At 72.4% G+C, this 20,229-nt stretch carries 15 protein-coding genes; 7 read left to right on the forward strand and 8 right to left on the reverse strand.

Annotation, left to right across the window (positions count from 1 at the left end):
- The first annotated feature begins 45 nt into the window (after positions 1 to 45).
- Positions 46 to 252, forward strand: coding sequence for a hypothetical protein (locus tag LK06_RS00985; protein WP_043435083.1), 207 nt, complete (start codon positions 46 to 48; stop codon positions 250 to 252).
- 83 nt (positions 253 to 335) lie between these two features.
- Here the strand turns inward: LK06_RS00985 and LK06_RS33605 are convergent, their stop codons facing one another.
- The 3 genes from LK06_RS33605 to LK06_RS01000 form a co-directional block, all read right to left on the reverse strand.
- Positions 336 to 512, reverse strand: coding sequence for a hypothetical protein (locus tag LK06_RS33605; protein WP_086083000.1), 177 nt, complete (start codon positions 510 to 512; stop codon positions 336 to 338).
- 389 nt (positions 513 to 901) lie between these two features.
- The gene (locus tag LK06_RS00995) at positions 902 to 1,174 is read right to left on the reverse strand and encodes a hypothetical protein (RefSeq protein ID WP_039650137.1); all 273 of its coding nucleotides are present in this window, start codon (positions 1,172 to 1,174) and stop codon (positions 902 to 904) included.
- A gap of 60 nt (positions 1,175 to 1,234) precedes the next feature.
- Positions 1,235 to 3,712, reverse strand: coding sequence for a SpoIIE family protein phosphatase (locus LK06_RS01000; protein ID WP_174673791.1), 2,478 nt, complete (start codon positions 3,710 to 3,712; stop codon positions 1,235 to 1,237).
- A 191-nt stretch (positions 3,713 to 3,903) separates the two neighbouring features.
- Between LK06_RS01000 and lanKC the strand changes: the two genes are divergently transcribed.
- The 4 genes from lanKC (at position 3,904) to LK06_RS01020 (ending at position 10,640) form a co-directional block, all read left to right on the forward strand.
- Complete coding sequence (lanKC, locus tag LK06_RS01005) at positions 3,904 to 6,624, forward strand: class III lanthionine synthetase LanKC (RefSeq protein WP_043405434.1); 2,721 nt, start codon at positions 3,904 to 3,906, stop codon at positions 6,622 to 6,624.
- 51 nt (positions 6,625 to 6,675) lie between these two features.
- Positions 6,676 to 6,789, forward strand: a complete 114-nt coding sequence (locus LK06_RS01010) for a SapB/AmfS family lanthipeptide (RefSeq protein ID WP_039650133.1) — start codon at positions 6,676 to 6,678, stop codon at positions 6,787 to 6,789.
- Positions 6,790 to 7,020: 231 nt separating this feature from the next.
- The gene (locus LK06_RS01015; RefSeq protein WP_043435080.1) at positions 7,021 to 8,787 is read left to right on the forward strand and encodes an ABC transporter ATP-binding protein; all 1,767 of its coding nucleotides are present in this window, start codon (positions 7,021 to 7,023) and stop codon (positions 8,785 to 8,787) included.
- Positions 8,788 to 8,792: 5 nt separating this feature from the next.
- Complete coding sequence (locus LK06_RS01020; RefSeq protein WP_052319036.1) at positions 8,793 to 10,640, forward strand: ATP-binding cassette domain-containing protein; 1,848 nt, start codon at positions 8,793 to 8,795, stop codon at positions 10,638 to 10,640.
- Positions 10,641 to 10,772: 132 nt separating this feature from the next.
- Here LK06_RS01020 and LK06_RS01025 read toward each other — a convergent pair whose 3' ends face one another.
- Entirely contained in the window at positions 10,773 to 11,378 is a 606-nt protein-coding gene (locus LK06_RS01025; protein WP_039650129.1) for a response regulator transcription factor, read from the reverse strand.
- A gap of 368 nt (positions 11,379 to 11,746) precedes the next feature.
- On the opposite strand from LK06_RS01025, the gene LK06_RS01030 reads away from it, so the two are divergent.
- A complete protein-coding gene (locus tag LK06_RS01030; RefSeq protein ID WP_043435107.1) occupies positions 11,747 to 13,888 on the forward strand; it encodes a SpoIIE family protein phosphatase in 2,142 nt (713 codons plus the stop codon).
- Positions 13,889 to 13,991: 103 nt separating this feature from the next.
- Here LK06_RS01030 and LK06_RS01035 read toward each other — a convergent pair whose 3' ends face one another.
- Positions 13,992 to 15,326, reverse strand: coding sequence for a S1 family peptidase (locus LK06_RS01035; RefSeq protein ID WP_039650127.1), 1,335 nt, complete (start codon positions 15,324 to 15,326; stop codon positions 13,992 to 13,994).
- A 796-nt stretch (positions 15,327 to 16,122) separates the two neighbouring features.
- Entirely contained in the window at positions 16,123 to 16,959 is an 837-nt protein-coding gene (locus LK06_RS01040) for a ribonuclease BN (protein ID WP_052269795.1), read from the reverse strand.
- Positions 16,960 to 17,236: 277 nt separating this feature from the next.
- Between LK06_RS01040 and LK06_RS01045 the strand changes: the two genes are divergently transcribed.
- Positions 17,237 to 18,283 (forward strand): MGDG synthase family glycosyltransferase, encoded by a 1,047-nt coding sequence (locus tag LK06_RS01045; protein WP_052269794.1) that lies wholly within the window; start codon positions 17,237 to 17,239, stop codon positions 18,281 to 18,283.
- A gap of 176 nt (positions 18,284 to 18,459) precedes the next feature.
- On the opposite strand, the gene LK06_RS01050 is transcribed toward LK06_RS01045, so the two are convergent.
- Both LK06_RS01050 and LK06_RS01055 read right to left on the reverse strand, forming a co-directional pair.
- Positions 18,460 to 19,257 carry a polysaccharide deacetylase family protein gene (locus LK06_RS01050; protein WP_078859033.1) on the reverse strand — a complete coding sequence of 266 codons (798 nt, stop codon included), beginning with the start codon at positions 19,255 to 19,257 and terminating at the stop codon, positions 18,460 to 18,462.
- Positions 19,258 to 19,260: 3 nt separating this feature from the next.
- Positions 19,261 to 20,229, reverse strand: coding sequence for a DMT family transporter (locus LK06_RS01055; protein WP_052269792.1), 969 nt, complete (start codon positions 20,227 to 20,229; stop codon positions 19,261 to 19,263).

Genomic DNA, 20,229 nt, shown 5'->3' on the forward strand with positions numbered 1-20,229 from the left:
CCCGCGCCAGGCGGCGTACGCAAGGGGGGCGTCCGGCAGGCACCGGTGGCTGCCGGACGCCTTCACCGGGCAGGACCGTCCGGGCCGCACGCGAACTGCGCGTGGCTCGTCGCCGTCGACCTGCAGAACGACATCGTGGCCCTGCCCACCTGCCCGTACGCGATGACCGACAGCGGTCCCAAGGCGCACGCGGGCAGTGTGGGGCGGATCTTCCCTGGGCTCGGCGAGAGCGGCACGCCTGGGGAGTCCTGAACCTGCTGGCCAGGACGCATTCCTGACCCGCACCGGTCCCGAACCGGCCCCGCCGGGCCCCGCCCCACGGCGGTGCGTCCCGCTCAGTCCTCGCCGCGCACGATGTTGTCCTGGGCCGCGGCACCCCGCTGCGCGGCGGATGCCCGGTCCACGACGGCGGGCAAGCAAGTGCGCACTCCCCGCTCACGCGGACGGCGGGCCTTCGCCCACCCGGTCTCCGGGTGCGGTACGGCCCGTTTGTCACTGGGATGCGCAGTCACGTCTCATCTTCCCTTCTGTCTCCCGCCGTCGACGGGACCGGCCCGTCGGGCGGCCGTGTGCGACCTGTGCCTGACCGGGTCCCCGACCGCGGACCCCGCAAACCCGGGGCAGGCGGAGGCCGTCAGACGGAGACGGATCGGCCCTGTGCCCCCACCGGGGGGACCGCCACCGCCGAACGCACCGCCGGCACCGTGGGCGGCCCGGGGCGGCCCCGGTCGACGGCACGCCCGACGCCGGTGCATCCGGTGCCGGGGATGTCCTTCGCTCCGGCTGGAACACGGCAGAACCGGTCCGCCCGCACACGCCGGCCGAACCGCCCCGACCGACCCCAGAACACCGGGCACCCCAGCGAACGGAACGGGTGCCGGGCGTGTGCCGCGGGACCACCTCAGCCACCCTGTTCCGCCGCCACCCGCTCCACCTCGGCCTCGATCTCCGCACGGGGCCGGCCCGATTCCTTGGCGTACTCGCTCACCGCGGTCTGCGCATCGCGGGCGAGATCCCGCCAGGCGCGCAGAGCAGTCTCATAGGTGCCCGACTGGGCGCCGGTCATCCCCCGCTCGGCCGGTGGGCCGTAGGTGTCCCGCAGCTCCTCGACCATGGCATGGGCCGCATCGGCCGCACGCTGCTTCTGCACCAGTTCCTCGAAGGTGTTCGCCACACCAACCGACCCTAGGTCGGGGTCCCGCAGTACGCCTCTCGAAGCGGCCTCGATCGGACCTCACCGGTACCCGAGTGGCGACTCGGCGGCCGGGGCGAGGTCCGCCCACACCTGTTTGCCGCCGCTGACCGGGAGCGTGCCCCAGGCCTCCGACACCGCCTCCACCAGCAGAATGCCCCGACCACCGGTGGCCTCCCAGCCGACGCTGGTGGGCTTCATGGGACTGCGTGGCGAGGAGTCCGCGACGGCGAGCCGCAGCCGTTGGCCGACCAGGCTCAGATCGAGACGGACCTGGCCCTCGGTGTGCACGAGGGCGTTGGTGACGAGCTCCGAGACGACCAGCAGCGCCACATCGACCGTCTCGCCGGGGACGCCCCAGCCGCGCAGGGTACGTCGAGTGAAGCGGCGGGCGTGCCGGACCGCCTCCGGCAACCGCCACACCGTCCAGCTCTCGCGCAGCGGCCGTACCGTCATCCCGTCATAGCGCATCAACAGCAGGGCCACGTCGTCGCCGCGGTGGGCGCCGGTCAGCAGAGCGTCGGCGACCAGACCGAGGTGACCCGGGTCGGCGGCGGCCAGTTCACGGGCGAGCCGGTCCATACCGGTGTCGATGTCGGCGCCGGCGGACTCCACCAGGCCGTCGGTGGTCAGTGCGAGCACCATGCCGGGCTGGAGCCGGAGCGGTGTCATCGGGAACTCGGCCTGACCGAGCACACCGAGCGGCGGGCCCCCCTCGGCCTGCACGATCTCGGCAGAACCGTCCGGATGCCGCAGCACGGGCTGCAGATGGCCGGCGCGTACGCACCAAGCGGTTCCCTCCTCCAGGTCGACATCGACGTAGGCACAGGTCGCGAAGAGATCGGTCTCCATGTCCAACAGCAGCCGGTTGGCGTGTGCGACGACGACGTCCGGGGCGTGCCCCTCGGCGGCGTAGGCGCGCAGCGCAGTGCGCATCTGGCCCATCAGGGTGGCGGCGCCCGCGTTGTGGCCTTGTACATCGCCGATGACCAGGGCGACGTGGTTGTCGGCGAGCGGGATCACGTCGTACCAGTCACCGCCGACCTCCAGCCCGGCCGTGGTGGGCAGATAGCGGGCGACGGCGACCGCACCGGGCAACCGGGGCAGCCGGCGGGGCAGCAGGGTGCGCTGGAGCATGCCGACGAGTTCGTGTTCGGCGTCGAAGGCATGGGCGCGCAGCAGCGCCTGGCCGATCAGGCCGGCGCAGGCAGTGAGCAGGGCACGTTCGTCGGGGCCGAAGTCGTGCGGGCGGTCCCAGCCGATCAGGCAGGCGCCGGCCATACGGCCGCCCGCGGGCAGCGGCAGCACCGCGAGGCCGCCGGGGCCGACCTCGGCGAGAGCGGGTTCAAGTTCGGTCCGGGCGGGCCAGATCCGGGCCCGGCCCTCGCGCAATGCGGCGGCCAGGGTGGGCATGGTCCGCACCGGTGCGTCGGGCCATTCGGTGCGCCACTCACTGCGCCACACCTCGGGCCAGGCCTCGGGTTCGGGCGGGTCAAGCACGGTGACCACGAGCCGGTCGTGCTCCAGCTCGGCGAGCGCGATCCGGTCGGCCTGCAACGGTTTGCGCAGGGCTGCCACGACGGCCTGGCCGACGTCCTTGACGGTGCCGGCGGTGGCGAGAGCGGCGGCCAGGCGCTGTACGCGGGTCACGTCGGTGACACCGGAACGCAGAGTGGAGGCGTCGACGACGGTACCGACGAGCCGCGCGGGACGGCCCTCCCCTTTCGGCAGCAGCCGGCCCCGCAGTCTGAGCCACCTGGGTGTGCCGGACGGCCGCAGGACGCGGAACTCCAGCTCGCGGTCGCCGATCGACATGTGGTCGGCCTCGACCACGGACATCAGCGCCGGCAGGTCCTCGGGCACGGTGCGTTCGAGCAGCGTCTCCACACGGCCGTCGAAGTCGTTTCGCCCGATCCCGAAAAGCCGCAGGATCGTGTCGCCGACCTCGACCCGCCCGGTGTCCATGGCCAGGCTGAAGGAGTCTTTGGGCAGCACACCGGTGTCTGCGACGGTGGCGGCCGGGACGGGGACCACCACCGCTCGGGCGATCAGCCCCAGGCAGGTGCGGTCGTGACCGCCGAAGCCGCCGGGGTGCTCGCTGACGGCCAGCAGACAGCCGCTGCCCGGCGGGCGCAGCGGCAGGGCGGCCAGCGAGAAGTCCGCGGTCGGCGTGCGCCGCTCCCCGGGGTAGCCAGCCCGCGCCGCGGGTCCGAGCCACACCGGTCGTCCGCTGCGGTGGGCCTCAGCGACCGGGGAACCGCCTGCGGCCGGATAACCGTCCCGGAGCCCGTACAGGGTGCGCGGCAGCCCCGCCGACTCGGCGAGTCCCAGATGGGAGGGATCGTCGCCGGGCGTGTAGACACCGGCGAAGGCCGCCCCGGCGAACACCAGGGCCTGTTCGAGGATCCGGCGAAGCAGATCGGGCGTGCCGGGGACCGCGGTGAGCGCGTCGAGGGCAGCTTCGGCACGCTCCATCCTCGACCCGCTGATCGCAGCGCCCTCACTCACCACGTTCGCCATTACAACGCCTGCAGGCCGCCCGCGCAGCCCCTGCGAACGGTCCGGGCGCCGACCTCTTCCGTTCGAAAGCCACCGGACACATGTTGACCTGTGAGTTCCGCACAGCACTCTCATGACAGTCGTTACTTTCCGCGACCAGCCGAAACCTGCGAGTGTCTAAGCGTCAGCCAGCGAAGAGGGATGGGGGGCGCATGGACAAGCGCTACGAGGTGTACGCGCTCGCCGACAGGCACTTCTACGACACGCCCGACCGGTTCTCGGCCGACGGCCGCGAGCACCCCGCGCCGCTGCTCGAAACGGCGTGTCGCACCGTTCCGGAGGGCTGGCACGCGGCGCGCACCGGCGACTGGCTCATGCTCACACCGCTCGACACCGATGGCACACCGCTCCCGTCACCCGCCCAGGGATGGAAGATCCATTCCTCGGCCACCGCGGCGAACGCCGAGCAGATTGCCCGGACGGTGTGGGACTACTGCGTGCCCCGCCGCATCCCCTTCAAGTTCGTACCGGGCCCGCACCTGCTGCACCTGCGCAACGCCAAGTACGCGGGCCGCGACACCAGCGGCAAGTTCGTGACGATCTACCCGTCCGACGAAGAGCAGTTGCAGCGGACCCTGGACGAACTGGGCGAGTTGCTGGCGGGACTGGAGGGGCCGTACATCCTCACCGACCTGCGCTGGTACGACGGCCCGCTCTACGTCCGCTACGGAGCCTTCGCCCGCCGGTACGTGGTCGATGAACGCGGCTCGCTCGTGCCCGCGGTGGCCGACGGCTCGGGGCGGCTGGTTCCGGACCGGCGGGCGCCGTCCTTCCACGTGCCGGACTGGGTGACGCTGCCGGAATTCCTGCAGCCGCACCTGGACGCCCGCAACACCACGACGACCGGCGAGCTGCCGTACCGCATCGAGAAGGCGCTGCACTTCTCCAACGGCGGCGGCGTATACGCCGGCACTGACACCCGTAACGGGCGCCGGGTTGCGCTGAAGGAAGCCCGGCCGCACGCAGGGCTGGCCGCCGATCGCGCGGATGCGGTGGTCCGGTTGGAACGGGAGAAGGCCGCGCTGGAGCGGGCCGCCGGGACCGGTGTGGTCCCCGAGGTGCGGGACTGGTTCACACTGGGCGACCACCGGTTCCTGGTCATGGACTTCATCGAGGGCAGCCCGCTCAACTCGTTCTTCGCCAAACGGCACCCGCTGCTCACCCCCGACCCCAGCCCGGAGAAGGTCGCCGCGTACACGGCGTGGGCACTACGCATCCACGCCGCGGTGGAGCGGGCGGTCGCGGCGGTGCACGAGCGCGGGCTCGCCATCAACGACCTGCACGTCTTCAACATCATGGTGACCCCGGACGAGGAGTCGGTGTACCTCATCGACTTCGAGGCCGCCGCACCCGCCGAGGACAACGCCCGGCAGGTCGTCGCCCATCCCGGCTTCTTCGCCCCGCCGGACCGCCGCGGAACGGACGTCGACCTCTATGCGCTGGCCTGTCTGCGCATGGCCCTGTTCCTCCCGGTGACGACCCTGTTCGTCGTGGACCGCGGCAAGGCCGCGCATCTCGCCGAAGTGATAGCCGAGCAGTTTCCGGACGTGCCGCGCAGCTTTCTGGACGAGGCGGTCACGGAGATCACCCGTGATCCGGACGCGGCGCGGACCGGGGACGGCACCGACCCGCCGGGGGCCGGACGGCACGGTAGGACCGCCCCGCCGGTGGTGCCGGGCGACTGGCCCTACAGCCGGGACTCCATGGTGAAGGCCGTCCTCGCCTCCGCCACCCCGGAACGCGACGACCGGCTCTTCCCCGGCGACATCGCCCAGTTCTCCGACGGCGGCGGCCTCGGACTGGCCCACGGCGCGGCCGGGGTGCTGTACGCACTGGAGGCCTCCGGAGCCGACCGGTACGACGAGGGCGAGCAGTGGCTGCTGCACCACACCGCCCCTCCACCGCCTGGTTCCCCGCTCGGCCTGTACGACGGCCTCGCGGGCGTGGCCCTGGTCCTGGACCAGCTGGGCCACCGGCAGCGGGCGCTGGACCTGATAGCCGGCATCCTGCAGGAGAACTGGCGGAACCTTGCCTCCGATCTGAAAGGCGGGCTCGCCGGGCTCGGCTTGGTCCTCGGCCGGCTCGCGGACACAACCGGCGAGCCGGACCTGCGACGACACGCCGCCGAGGCCGCCGACATCCTCGTACGACGCCTCGGCGAACCGCTACCGGACACCCGACGACGCGCCGGGCTGCTGCGCGGCGCGACCGGGCCCGCGCTGTTCCTGCTCAGATGGTACGAGCAGACCGGCGAGGCCCGATTCCTGAGCGCAGCGGCCGAGGCACTCCGCCGTGACCTGGCCTGCTGTGTGGTGCAGCAGGCAGGCGGCGGCCTGGAGGTGGACGAGGGCTGGCGAACGCTGCCCTACCTGGGCGACGGCAGTGCGGGGATCGGGCTGGTCCTCGACGACTACCTGGCACAGGTGGACGCCACCGGCGAGGGCTCCGGGAGCCCCACCCGGACTGCGGACGACGGCCGGGAGCCGGCGCCACCCGGCACAGCCAGTGACATGGAGGAGTTCCAGCGGGCACGCTCGGGCATCGTCACCGCCGCCACCTCCCGCTTCTACGCCCAGCCCGGCCTCTTCCAGGGCCGCGCCGGAATGATCCTGCACCTCGCCCGCAGCTCCGCCCCGGGTGCCACCCCGGAACGGCTGGAGCAGCAGATCGCCGGGCTCGGCTGGTTCGCGATGTCGTACCAGGGCCAACTGGCCTTTCCCGGCCACCAGATGATGCGGCTTTCCATGGACCTCGCCACCGGTACGGCAGGCTGCCTGCTCGCGCTCGCCGCGGCCCGCGGCGCCGAGCGCACCGCGCACCTGCCTTTCCTCCCGCCGCCACCAGCGGCCCACATACGCGGCTCCGTGACCTGACGGAGTCGTGGCACAACCCCGTCCCCAACATATGGGAAAGGAAACCCAACCATGGCACTTCTCGACCTGCAGGCCCTTGAGTCCGAAGACATCACCACCGCCGCTGCGAGCACGGCCAGCCTGCTGTCCTGCGTCTCGACCACGAGCGTTCTGCTCTGCGTCTGACCGAGTCGGCGGCTACACGGCTCCGGGCGGCTCCCTCCACGCGTGGGGGGAGCCGTCCGGAGCCTTCCCGTTCCGGTCGCCCGGTACGCGTCCACCACCCGATGGCGCTTCCGTTACCCGCCCGGCCCCCTGTCCCGCCGGTGGCCCGCTCCCGTCGTCCGCCCACCCACCCGTACCCGGCCACTTCCGATCCGAGCCCGTTCCCGTCCGACCCGAGCGAGGTCGCAGCCGATGATCCCGAGCTCCGACGGCCCCCCTTCCCCTCCCCCGACCGGCGCTGCACTGTCGCGTGCGGTGCTGCGCCACACGGGCGCCCGATGCGCCGCGCTGTGCGCAGTGAGCACGGCCACCACGGCGGCCGGTCTGGTACTGCCCGCCCTGCTCGGCCACACTCTGGACCTGTTGCTGGCAGGTGTTCCGGCGGTGCGCTGGGTGGCCTGCTGCACCGGTGTCGTCGTGCTGATCGCCTTGCTGGACGGTTGTACGGGGGTCCTGACCGGGACGACGGACGCGCGGGCCACGGCGTGGCTGCGCCGCCACCTGACCGGACACGTCCTGGCGCTGGGCCCGCGCGCGGTGGCCCGTTTCGGCTCCGGGGAACTGGTGGCACGGCTGGTAGGCGGCGCTGCGCAGGCCGGCACCGCGCCGGGCGCACTGACCGCGCTGCTCGCCGCGCTTGCCGGCCCCATCGGCGGAGTGGTGGCGCTCGGCCTCATCGACCCGTGGCTGGCGGCCGTGTTCCTGGCCGGGGCACCGGTCCTGGCCCTCCTGCTGCGCGCCTTCGCCCGCGACACGTCAGCCTGTGCTGCCGACTACCAGCGTGTGCAGGGGGAAATCGCTACGACCCTCACCGAGGCGATCGGCGGTTTCCGTACCATCCGTGCGGCGGGCGCCGAGGAACGCGAGACAGAGCGGATCCTCGCACCGCTGCCCGAACTGTCCACCGCAGGGCACCGCATGTGGCGGGTGCAAGGGCGGGCCGCCGCGCAGGCGGTCACGGTGGCACCGCTGCTGAACCTGGGTGTGCTGGCGGTGGCCGGACTGCTCCTCGTCCGACACCGACTGTCGGTGGGCGAGGTTCTGGCCGCGTCCCGGTACGCGGTGCTCGCGACCGGCATCGGCGAACTGGTCGGACAGCTGGCCGCGCTCGGCCGAGCGCGCGCGGCGCTGGGGCGGCTCGCGGAGGTACGGGCCGAGCCGGTACCGGCACACGGTACCCAGAGCCTGCCGCCCGGGCCCGGGCGGCTGGAGCTGCGGGAGGTCACCGCCCGCAGGGGCGCCCGAACCGTCCTCGACGGGGTCGACCTCGTCGTCCCGGGGGGCACGGCCCTGGCCGTCGTCGGCCGCTCCGGCACCGGAAAGTCCCTGCTTGCGGAGGTGGCCGGTCGGCTCTGTGACCCGGACGCGGGTGAGGTCCTCCTGGACGGCGTCCCGCTGCGCGACCTCGCGCATGCCGACCTGCGCCATGCCGTCACCTACGCCTTCGAGCGCCCCGCCCTGCTCGGTACGACGGTCGCGGACGCCATCGCCTTCGGGCTCACCACCCCCTGCGCCGCTGAGGTGCGCTCGGCCGCCCGCACGGCCCGCGCCGACGGCTTCGTCCGCCGGCTGCCCCACGGCTACGCGACCCGCTGCGCCGACGCCCCCCGCTCCGGCGGCGAGTCCCAGCGCCTCGGCCTCGCCCGCGCCTTCGCGCACGGCGGCCGGCTGCTGATCCTCGACGACGCCCTCTCCAGTCTCGACACGGTCACTGAGCACCAGATCGCCCAGTCCCTGCTGGCTCCGGGCCTGGGACCGACCCGTCTGTTGGTCGCCCACCGCGCGGCGACGGCCGCCCGTGCGGACCTGGTGGCCTGGCTGGACGGCGGCCGGGTGCGGGCGCTGGGGCCGCACCGTGAGCTGTGGCGGGACCCGGAGTACCGCGCGGTGTTCGGGGCGGACACCGAGGCCGCTGGTGGCGCCGGACGGGTCGGGACCGAAGCGGAGGCCCGAGGCTGATGGACATGCGAAACCACGTGTGGCGGTTCCTGCGTCCGCGTCCGTGGGTGCTGGTCCGGCTGGCAGCCTGGTCCGTGCTGGAGGCGGGCCAGACGTTCGTCCTCGGATACGCCCTGGCGCAGGCACTCGACGCCGGTTTCCTGGCCGGGGACGCAGCGGCGGGCCTGTGGTGGCTGACGGCCGCGGGGCTCGCAGTGGGGGCCGGAGCGTACGGGACGGGACGGGTGTACGGCGTGGTTGCCTCGCTGGTGGAGCCGGTCCGGGACCGGCTGGTCGTCTCGGTGGTCGCGCGCGGGGTCCGGGAGGCGGACGCGGGGGCACTGTCCGGACTGACCCAGCAGGTGGAGATCGCCCGGGACGCGCTCGCCGGTCTGGTGATGGTCTCCCGCTCGTTCCTGTTCACCGCCGCCGGGGCTTTGATCGGCCTCTTCTCGTTGGCTCCGCTGCTGCTGGCGGTGGTCCTACCGCCGTTGCTGGCCGGTGTGGCGGTGTTCGCAGCGACGCTCCGGCCACTGGCCCGCCGCCAGGAAGCCTTCCTCGCCGCAGACGAGGCACTCGCCGCGGAACTGGGCGTGGTGTGCCCCGGGCTGCGGGACGTCACGGCGGCCGGTGCCGAGGCACTCGTCGCGGCCGGCGTCGGGGAACGGACCGAGGCGGAACTGCGGGCCGCCCAGGCGCTGGCCCGCTGGAGCGTGGCCCGCGTGGCCGCCATGGCGGTGGGAGGTCAGCTGCCCGTGGTACTGCTGCTCGCCACGGCGCCGTGGCTGCTGGGGCGTGGCGTCACGCCGGGCGGGCTGCTGGGTGCACTCGCCTACGTCACCCAGTCCCTGCTGCCGGCCCTGCAGAACCTCGTCCACGGTCTGGGTACCGGCGGCGCCCGCCTCACGGTCGTCCTGCGCCGCCTGATCACACCACCCGCCGGGGAGCAGCTGGCCGCCCGGCCGTATGCCGGAGCACCGCCGGCCGCGCCATCGCCCGACGAACGGCTCCCGGCCGGGCGAGCACCGGCCGGACAGCGGTCGGACGAGCGGCTTGTGGCCGTCCGTCCTCCGGCCGCTCATCCGTTACCCGCAGAGCCGCCGGCCTGGGCCGCGTCGCACACCCCGGCGTCCCGCTGTTCCGGCGTGCCCGCGCTCAGTCTCGCCGCTGTCAGCTTCGCCTACGGCCCCGCGAGCGAGCCCGTCCTGGACGGGCTGGACCTCGTCGTCCCACCGGGCGGGCACCTGGCCGTCGTGGGACCGAGCGGAATCGGGAAATCGACGCTCACCGCTCTGGTCGCCGGGCTGCTGCGACCGGGCAACGGCTCGGTGCGGGTGTACGGGTATGCCGTGCCGACACCGGAGGCAGCCGCGTCACGGGTCCTGATCCCGCAGGAGGCGTACGTCCATGGCGGCACCCTGGCCGAGAACCTGGCGCTCTTCCGTCCGGCCCCGGTGCCGGAGGCGGAGCTGCTGGCGGCGGCAGAGAGGGTCGGGCTGACCGCGCTCCTGAAGGCGTCGGGCGGGCCCGGCGGCCGGGTCGATCCGGCGGCGCTCTCGGCGGGCGAACGACAGCTGATCGCGCTGACCCGGGCCTATCTGTCACCCGCCCCGCTGGCACTGCTCGACGAGGCCACCTGCCATCTCGACCCGGAGTCCGAGGCACGCGCAGAACGGGCTTTCGCGACACGCCCTGGAGGCACCCTGGTGGTCGTCGCCCACCGGATCAGCTCGGCGCGGCGCGCCGACCGCATTCTGGTGATGGACGGGGCGCGCACCGTCTGTGGCACACACAAGGAGTTGCTGCGGACCTCGGCCCTGTACCGGGACCTGGCCGGTGGCTGGACGACACGCCGGGCCCCCCTGCTCGGTTAGGTCTTGTCCGACCGTTCATGCTGCCGGTCCGGGGGCGGGCGTGTCCTGGACGAAGGTGAGCAACTCCCGGTCCCGTACCCACATCCACGGTTCGCGGACGGCTCGGTCACCTGACCGGCGGGACGGGTCCGGTCACACCCATCCCTCCCCGCGGGATATCCGGATCGCATCGATCCGGTTGCGCGCGCCGGTCTTACGGGTGATGGACGCCATGTAGTTGCGGACCGTGCCGTGGGACAGATGCAGGCTTCCGGCGATTTCCGCGATGGACGCGCCGGCCGCCGCGAGGGACAACACGCTCAGTTCGCGCCTGGTCAGCGGCATCTGGGCCGCCTTGAGGAAGCCAAATCCGAGCGAGGCATCGATGAAACGTTCCCTCGAAGCAACGCTCCGAATGGCACGGACCAGCCGGTCTGGCGAGCCGGCCTTGTCGACGAAGCCCAGCGCACCCGCCTCGGCTGCCCGCTTCAGCAAGCCCGGCCGGCTCGCGTGCGCCAGCACCACGAGCGCCGGCGGCCCACCCGTGCCGGAGGGACACAGGTCCCCGAGCGGTGGCACCCCGTGGCCGTCGGAACAGTCCAGATCCGCCGCGCAGACGTCCGGGCATAAGGACCTGATCCGCGCGGCTGCGCCCCACCATGGCGTGTCGTCCACGTCCAGCCCGGGTTCCCGGCGTAGCCACTCCGCCAGAACCGATCGCAACAGACTCTCTTCGTGCACCAGGAGTACCCGGATCACTCCCCCGCCCCCTTCGGATGGTCACCGTACGTCGTTCCAGTCCTTGCTTTCACAGTCCACGGGTCCCGTCAGCCCGGGCGTGGAAAGCGCGTGCCTATTCTTGGGCCGGACCCTTGTTTGCGGGCCGAGAAGAATCGGCCATCAAGGTGCGCGGGGGCGCACACGGCTCATGCGTGCGCACCTCGCGCATCGGCTCTCAGGGGTGGGTCTCGGCACATGGGGTACTCGCGCACATTTCCAGAAAGGTGCACACACGGAGGTCACCGGGTTCCGCCGGGCGCGCGGGGCGTTCGCCGTGCGCGAGGCGGCGGCACGGGAGAGTCTTGACCTGGGGATATGACGCGCGGCCGTACGAGGAGGTGGTCAGCGTGTCCGACGGGCCAGGGCCGGGACGAGCGTCGGCGGCCGGCGGAGCATCGGCGCGCCAACCGATGCTGTCGCTCGCACTGGTCTCGATGGTCGAGGAGGTGGGTGCGCACTCCGGCGCGGTGTATCTACTCAGGCCCGACGAGCCGGTCCTGGAGATGGCGGTGATGGCGGGCATGCCCAGGGCATTCGCCGCGCCGTGGGAGCGCGTCGGGCTGAACGCGCCGATCCCGGTAGCCGACGCGGTACGCCGACGGCAACTGGTGTGGGTGGGCGGTGAGGAGGAGATGGCCCTTCGCTATCCGCGGATCTCGGTGGTCCTGCCGTACCCGTTCGCGCTGGCCGCGATGCCCGTGGCAACGGGGCACGCGGTGTACGGCGCGGTGTTCGTCACCTGGCCCGGCGCTCATCCGCCGGAGCTGTCCGACCACGAGCGCGACCATCTGACGGCGGCCTGCGACCGGCTGGCGCTGCGGCTGGAGCGGGCCGCCGAGGAAAACCGGCCGGTCGGTCGTGAGGCCGACGTCCTCGCCTCACCCGTGTCGGGCGTGGCGGACACGCTGGGGTCAATCGAGGCTGCGCGCATGGTGTCCCGACTGCCCTATGGACTGGTGTCACTGGATCTGCATGGCAGGATCGGCTTCGTGAACGCGGCGGCTGCCGAACTGCTCGGCAGACCCGCCGGAGAACTGCTCGGCACCCTGCCCTGGGTGTCGGTGCCCTGGCTGAACGACCCGATGTACGAGGACCGTTATCGGGCCGCACTGATCAGCCAGCAGGTGACTTCGTTCGTGGCCCTGCGCCCGCCGGGCGAATGGCTGTCGTTCCGTCTCTATCCGAGCACGACCGGGCTGAGCCTGCGGGTCAGCCTGGCCCGACCGGTTGCGGAGATGACGCGTGGGGCGGCGCAGTCGGACTCGAACCCGTCCCGGCTGGTGACGATCTCCCAGGTGCTGAGCTTGGCGAGCGCGCTGACCGAGGCGGTGGGGGTGCAGGACGTGGTCCAACTGGTCTGGGAAGAAGTGGCCCCGGCGGTCGGCAGCCAGGCGTTGGCGGTTCTGGGATCGCAAGCCGGCCGGCTGCACGTGCTGGGGCACCGGGGATATCCGGCCCCACACGTCGTGGAGCGGTTCGACGGGCTGCCGCTGACCGAACGCACTCCGGGCACCCAGGCCCTGAGCACCGGGGTGCCCGCCTTCTTCGAGTCGCGGGGACAACTGGAACGGCTTTACCCGAACCGGCGAGAGACTCCGGACGGCTTCACGGCCTGGGCCTATCTACCGCTGATCGCATCCGGGCGTCCGGTGGGTACCTGTGTGCTGGCGTATGCGGAACCACATGCCTTCCCCGCCGACGAGCGGGCCGTGCTCACATCGTTGGGCGGACTGATCGCACAGGCCCTGGAACGCGCCCTTCTCTACGACGCCAAACACCGGTTGGCACACGGCCTGCAACAAGTGCTCCTACCCCACTCGCTGGTGCCGCTGCCGGGCGTCGAGACGGCCGCCCGGTATCTGCCGGCCACCCATGGCATGGAGATCGGCGGCGACTTCTACGACGTGGTGCCCACCGGGCCGTTGGCGGCGGCGGTGATCGGGGATGTTCAGGGGCACAATGTGACGGCGGCGGGTCTGATGGGCCAGATCCGCACCGGGGTACGCGCATACACCACGGTGGGCCAGGCGCCGCACGAGGTCATGAGCAGCACCAACCGGCTGCTGATCGACCTCGGCGCGGAGCTCTTCGCCAGCTGCCTCTATCTGCGGCTGGACCCGGCACGTGGGCGTGCCGTCATGGCGCGCGCCGGGCATCCGCCACCGCTGCTGCGCCGACCGGACGGACGAGTACGGGTACTAGACCTGGCCGGGGGACCGCTCCTGGGGATCGACGCGTCGGCGGTCTATCCGACCACCGAGGTGTCCCTCACTCCAGGTTCGGCCCTCGTCCTCTACACCGACGGGCTGGTGGAGTCCCCCGGCATCGACATCGAGGACGCGTTGGTCGATCTGTGCGGGCTGCTCTCGGAGATCGGGGACCAGCCCTTGGAGAGCCTGGCGGACGACATCCTCCGGCACAGTGCGGCGGCCCGAGAGCGGCTGGACGACGTAGCGGTGCTGCTGCTGCGGGCACGCGGTGACCGCTGACGGGCGCGGCTGCGGTCCGGCCCTCCCGCCGGAGGGCCGGACCAGTCCCGGCCGACCGGAACCGCGGTGAGATCGGCCGGGGGTTCGAGTGACCGGGTCTGCCTCAGCGGGTTTCGGTGAGGGACGACCCGTCATCTGCGGACCCGTTACCAGCGGGGTTGCCTGCCGAAGCGTTCGGATCGGTGCCACCGCCGACCCCGTCGCCCCCCGCACCCGATTGGGCGCCCGCCTGGCCACCCGTGGCATGGGCACCGTTGCCGGCGTTGCCGGCGTTGCCGTCATTGGCACCGCCGCCGTTGCCGCCCTGACCGAGGGTCGCACCGGTGGCCTGCAGGGCAGCGGTGACGGGCTGGAAGAAGGTCTCGCCGCCATTGGTACAGTCGCCGCTGCCGCCGGAGGTGAGGCCGACGGCGCTGCCGTCCTGGGTGAACAGGGAGCCCCCGCTGTCACCAGGCTCCGCGCAGACGTTCGTCTGGATGAGACCGGTGACGGTGTCGACGCCGTTCGGGTTCGTCTCGCTCTGGAAGTTGACGGTGGCGTCGAGGCCGGTGACCTGGCCGTCGTGCAGCCCGGTGGTGGACCCCATACGGAACACGGTCGCGCCTACGGTGGCGTCCGCGGCTTGGTTGATCTGTACGGTCCGGCCGCCTCCGATGTTGACCTCGCTCGGCGCCTGTGTGGTCGGGTCGTTGTACTTCACCAGGGAGAAGTCGTTGCCCGGGAAGGTGGCCTGGTCGACGGTGGCGACCGGCCCGCCGTTCTGGGAATCTGACCAGTCCTTGGCCGCGACCCCGCAGTGACCAGCCGTCAGGAATGCCGGACTGCCGTCGGATGCCGTGACGTTGAAGCCGAGGGAGCAACGGATGTTGCCACCCTGCACCTGAGAGAAGATGGCGTCGCCACCCGAGACGAAGGTCTTGAAGGTGCCGGCGGACTTCTTCAGGACCGCCATGTCGGAACCGAGATCGCGTACCGTCGACTGCAGTGTGCCCCAACGGGAACCGGTGACGGTGGAGTCGGCAGTGACGAGGATCTTGTCGGTGCGCGGGTCGATGGCCCAGGAGGTGCCGGGCATCGTCGCCCTGCTCTTCAGTGTCCGTGCGGCGGCCTTCAGTTCGGCAGTGCTGTGGTTCACCCGGCGGACGACCGCACCGGCGTCCTTCGCCTGGGCGACGACGTTGTCGTCACCGCTGACCACGTTGACGACGAGCTGCCGCCTGCCGCTGTCGTAGTACGCCCCGGCGTAGGCGTCACCGAGGGACTTCTGCAGTTGGACAGCGAGGTTTGAGGCGCCGGTGGCCTTCATCGTCTTCGCGGTCCCGGCGGCGCCCGACGCCTGGTGCCCGCCCTGGGAGGCGTTGGCGTCGGGCAGCAGGAGGGCCGCTGCTCCGAGCGCCGCGACCCCGCCCACCGCAATCGCGGCCTTCCGCTTGGGCATTCGCTTGTGACTCAACTTCTCGACCTCCTGGGGGACGGGGTCTGCCTGTTCTCAGGCAGTCGGTCCGGGGCGCCTGGATGGCCGTAGGTACGGGCCGGCCGCGCGGTACGTTCATTTCCGCTTCCCGACTTCTCTTCGATGACGGCGAATTGGCCATGTGCTCCGCTCGATGACGGCGCAGGGGCCACGTGCTCCGCGTGCCGCGTCAGCCGGTCGGAAACACGCACCCGCACAGGGCGACGTCCACGCCCGAGAACGACGGCCCTCTCCGCCGGCCCCACGCGGCAACCGGCCCGCCGACCACCCGCGTCCAGCCGGCTCGACCACACGTCGGCACCGCTTGAAGCCGCCCTGGAAGACGCCGCGTTCCCGAACCTCGACGGGCAGGCTCCCCCAGGAGGACGCGGCCCCTCACAAGGAGTACGGCACCGGCCCCTTCCGCGCGTGCCAGGGAAGCACGGCACCCGCCACGTGCCCGGATCCCGCGCGGTCTGCTGACCGCCGGCTTGGCCGTGTATTAGATCCGCGCGGGCCAGCCGCCCGATCGTGCGGTACGGCGGCATGGGGTGGCACCAGCGTCAGCATGCGCGCCACCCACTGCTACTCGCAGCCCCTCGTACGGGTGTCGGAAACGGTGACGGCGGCGGACTGCCGCGGAGATCTCGGCCACGCTCCGGACTTCGCAGCCGCCCTCGTCAGGGCCGACCACACTTCGCCGTCGGCGACGATCCGCGGCCTCGCGCCCTGCCCGCCGGAGGCGTCACGGCAAGGATCAACGGTGCGTCAGGGCCGGACCCTAGTCCGGCTCCTCCTCATCCCCCGACCGGCGGTTCGTACCGTCAGCCCGGTCGTCGTGCGACGGCATCCAGTGGTGCTCGCAGAACCAGCGCCCGAACAGCGCACCCCCGTAGGTGACGAATCCGACGCCGATGAGCCAGGACTCGACCACCAGTACGGTTCCCACGGCACCGTAGCTGAGGGCGTTGGTGACGATGAGTGGGGTGAAGACCAGGTAGGAGAAGGCCCGCAGCCCGGCCAGGCCGACGACGGTGGCGACCGCTCCCGGAAGCAGGGAACGCCAGTGGACCTGGCCGCCCAGCAGGAAGCGCTGCCCCCACCAGAAGAACAACACACCGCTCACCGCGGACAGCGAGATCCGCTGGCCACCGTACAGCTCGGTCTTGGTTGCCACCTCCTGGTAGAGGTATCCCGTCAAGACCACCAGCCATGTCGCCTGCCGCCAGACCCGGTGCCAGGGACCGGAGGTGAGGCCCCAGATCCGTTCGTAGGCGTTCTGGACGCTGCCGCCGAAGGCCACGCCGAAGACCGCGAGCAGGACGCCGCCCCAGACACTGGTGGTGCCGATGACGCTGTGCGGGGGACTGATGACGTCGGTGATCTCATGGGCGGACTTCCCCGACAGCCCCATGCCGTCGGTGAGCCATGAGGCGAAACCGCCGAGTGCCAGGGGATCGGCCGCGGCGACCACGATCAGCAGCGGTGCCAGCGTCACCAGGGCCAGCGTGGCGAAGCCCATGGCCCGGTGCATCAGCTCCAGCTCACGACCGTGCTCGATCAGTGCCCTGACTTCGAGCCACTGCCAAACGCGGTGCAGGCCGCGCCGCCACCGCATCACGGCTCCTCCCGTGCTCGCCACCCACACGCCCTTCTCCCCCGATTCATCCATCCCGGCATGGGCCGGGCAACTCGCCGCAGGACCGGATGGCTGCATCCCACGGGTGCGACGGCACGGCCCGTGACCACCGAATGGGGCGACACGGGCGCCGACTCAGCCGTTTGCGGGCCGCGTGGCCGGAGAATCGGAACCCGTGCACACTCCTGCCGCAGCGCCCCACGCGCCACAGCCCGAGCCCGGCCGCCGACGGCGGCCGCTGATCCTGAGTGCGAGCATGGGGGCCGGCCACGACACGGTCGCCGCGGAGCTCGCGCGCCGCGCCACGGTGCACGGGCACGAACCGCACGTCTTCGACGTCCTGCGGCTGCTGCCGCACGGTCTGGGAACCGGGCTGCGTCGCTTCTACCAGGCCTCGGTACGGCACTTTCCCTGGATGTACGCGGGCATCTACAGGGCGTTCCTGCGCGGCGGCGCCTGGCCGCGCCCCAGCGGGGTGCCACTGGCCCGGCTCGCCGGCGGTCGGCTGCTGGAGCTCGTCGACCGGCTGGAGGCCGACGTGGTGCTGTCCGTCTTCCACCTGGCCGCCCAACTCACCGGCGATCTGCGGTCCCGTGGCGCGCTACCGGTGCCGAGCGACGTCTTCCTGCTCGACTTCGCCGTGCACCGGCAGTGGCTGCATCCCGGCAACGACCGGTACCTGTGCCTCACGGACGAAGCGGCGTCCGAGGTGTGCCGGGCCCTGGGCCGGCCGGTCGTGACGACCGGCCCGGTGGTCGCACCGGAGTTCCTCAGACCGCCCCCCGGAGCGACACACTGGCAGGAGCGCTTCGCCGCGCGGGCTCCTGGACGCCTGCCGGTCCTGCTGTCGGCGGGCGCCTGGGGGGCGGCGTCCCACCCGGCCGCCACCGCCCGACTGCTCGTCGGGGCCGGTTATCTTCCGGTGGTGCTGTGCGGTCGCAACGAACGGCTCCTCGCCCAGGTGTCCCGGGTGGCGTCGGCGATCGCTCTGGACTGGGTCGACGACATGCCCGGCCTGTTGGCCGCCTCCTACGCGCTGCTGGACAACGCCGCCGGCCAGACAGCCGTCCAGGCCTTGGCCGCCGGGCTGCCCGTGGTGGGGTTCCGTCCGCTGCCCGGTCACGGAACGGACGGGGTACGGCGCATGGACGCGCTCGGGTTGTCGGAGTTCGCCGCGGACGGGCCCGCGCTGCTGGCGGCCCTCGACCGGCTGTCCCGGGCGAGCTGGGAGCGTGCGAACCGGGTGGCCCGTGGCCATGCGCTCTTCCGGGACGACCCGATGGAGTGCGTTCTCCGCCGGTGAACCGTCCGGCAACCCCGCCGGGTGTCGGGGCGGCCGGTCCGAACACCGGCTTCCGCCACCGCGCAGGTGCGCCCCGGTGCCCGGCGACGCGCCCGTCGGGCCGGGCACCCGATCGACACCCCGGCACGATCAGCCGGGGTGGGACCGGACTCCGAGGTGGCAACGCGGTGCGGGAGTCAGCGGCTGGGGGCCGGAGGCGACGCAACCGTTCGGGAGGAAGGCGGGCGTGTGGTGCGGTGGCCCAGCGGCGTGTGGTCGCTGAGCGGGCCGACCGTCAGTCCCGCCGCCCTGCACTCACCGACGATCGCGGGGAGCGCGCCGAGCGCCGCGTGCCAGCAGCCAGCAGCCGCGTGGCGGTCGGAATCGTGGAGCAGGACGGTGCCGCCGTCGAGCAGGTCCATGGCGATCCGCGCCCCTACGGACGCCGGGGTGGCATCGGCCCGCCAGTCCTTGCCCCACGCCGACCACAGCACCGTGCGCAGCCCGGCACGCCGGGCTGCCAGCCAGCGTCCTGTGGTGAGGATGCCGTACGGAGGGCGGTACCACTGCGGGTACCGGCCGGTGAGGTCGTACAGGGCCTGCGCGGTCCGGGCGACCTCCTCCCGGTCCCGGGCGGGGGACGGCCGCCAGGGTCGGTCGTGGGTCCAGCCGTGTACCGCGAGTTCGTGACCACGCCAGTGCGTCTCCCGGACCAGCGCAGGGTGGCGCACCGCTTCCTCGCCGAGCACGAAGAACGTCGCCCGCACCCCGAGCCGGTCCAGCACGTCGAGGAAATACGGCGTCGACACCGGGTCCGGCCCGTCGTCGAAGGTCAGCGCAACGTGCCCGGACCGCCCGGCTCCGGACAGACCGGGAAACAGCAGCCGTCGCACGCCGGGGAGCCAGGTGGCCGCCGGACCGATGTGCACCGCGGCGACGGCGGCCGGCAGTAGGGCTGCCGCGGCCGGCCAGAAGCGGCCGGTCATGACGGACATGGTTCACCCGCCCTCTTCGGTGCGGCGCGATTCCGCGCTGCCCGGTCCGTACTCGCGGGCCGTCTGTGCCCGCTCACCGCTGCCGCCCGGCGGGAGGTCACCTGCGGGCTCATCCCATTCCGTGCCCATGGACGCCACGTGGGCCAGTCCGACACTGCCCATGCCGATCAGTGCGATGCCGATCAGCTCCGGCAGCACCCGCAGTCCGAGGTGGATCGACTCGGCGAACAAGACCGAGCCGAGCACGACGCTGGTGAGCGCGTCACCAAGGGTGAGGGCGGGCTGAGAGGCCGTGAGCGACCCGGCTTCGAGCGCGCTCTGCAGCAGCAGGAAGGCGACGAACCCGACGCAGGCCGTGGCGTACGGTGACCAGTGACTGAACATCACCGTGATCCCCTGCCCGAGCTGCCCCACGGCCTCTTTGAGCAGTGCCGCGGTGGTGGCGAAGCAGACGGCGGAGGCGAGGCCGAGCAGCGCGGCTCTGGGTGCGCCTTTCAGCGGATGGGCGACCGCCACGAGCAGTACCACCGCGACGAGCACCCCGCCGCCGGCCATGAGCCAGTCCCGGGGCAGCGCGGTGCTCCGGCCGGCGGCGGGCGAAGCCGCCAACAGGAAGAGGACCAGCCCGGCGGCGAGGGCGACGAACGCCAGCCAGGTCCTGCGCTCCGGGCGGCGACGGAAGATGAGGCTGCCCACCCCCAGAGTGAACAGCAACTCGGCGGTGAGCAGTGGCTGGACGAGGGACAGACTGCCCGTGGCCAGTGCCCCGGCCTGCAGTACGCCGGACACCGCCAGCAGTCCGACGCCCGCCAGCCAGTACGGTCGGCGCAGCAGGCGGATGAACCGCCGTACGGCGGATCCCGCGCCGCCGCCCTCGTCCGGCTCCTGCACGGCGGCCCGGCGCTGCAGGACCGAAGCGGTCGCGTTGGACAGGGCCGCGAGCAGGGCGAGCACCACCGTTACGGCAAGCAC

Source organism: Streptomyces pluripotens, from assembly GCF_000802245.2.
Lineage (GTDB): Bacteria > Actinomycetota > Actinomycetes > Streptomycetales > Streptomycetaceae > Streptomyces > Streptomyces pluripotens.

Coding starts and splice junctions, on each gene's coding strand:
- LK06_RS01000 (WP_174673791.1), bottom strand. CDS start 3,712: ATGGCGAACGTGGTGAGTGAGGGCGCTGCGATCAGCGGGTCGAGGATG.
- lanKC (WP_043405434.1), top strand. CDS start 3,904: ATGGACAAGCGCTACGAGGTGTACGCGCTCGCCGACAGGCACTTCTAC.
- LK06_RS01010 (WP_039650133.1), top strand. CDS start 6,676: ATGGCACTTCTCGACCTGCAGGCCCTTGAGTCCGAAGACATCACCACC.
- LK06_RS01015 (WP_043435080.1), top strand. CDS start 7,021: ATGATCCCGAGCTCCGACGGCCCCCCTTCCCCTCCCCCGACCGGCGCT.
- LK06_RS01020 (WP_052319036.1), top strand. CDS start 8,793: ATGCGAAACCACGTGTGGCGGTTCCTGCGTCCGCGTCCGTGGGTGCTG.
- LK06_RS01035 (WP_039650127.1), bottom strand. CDS start 15,326: ATGCCCAAGCGGAAGGCCGCGATTGCGGTGGGCGGGGTCGCGGCGCTC.
- LK06_RS01040 (WP_052269795.1), bottom strand. CDS start 16,959: ATGCGGTGGCGGCGCGGCCTGCACCGCGTTTGGCAGTGGCTCGAAGTC.
- LK06_RS01045 (WP_052269794.1), top strand. CDS start 17,237: ATGGGGGCCGGCCACGACACGGTCGCCGCGGAGCTCGCGCGCCGCGCC.
- LK06_RS01050 (WP_078859033.1), bottom strand. CDS start 19,257: ATGTCCGTCATGACCGGCCGCTTCTGGCCGGCCGCGGCAGCCCTACTG.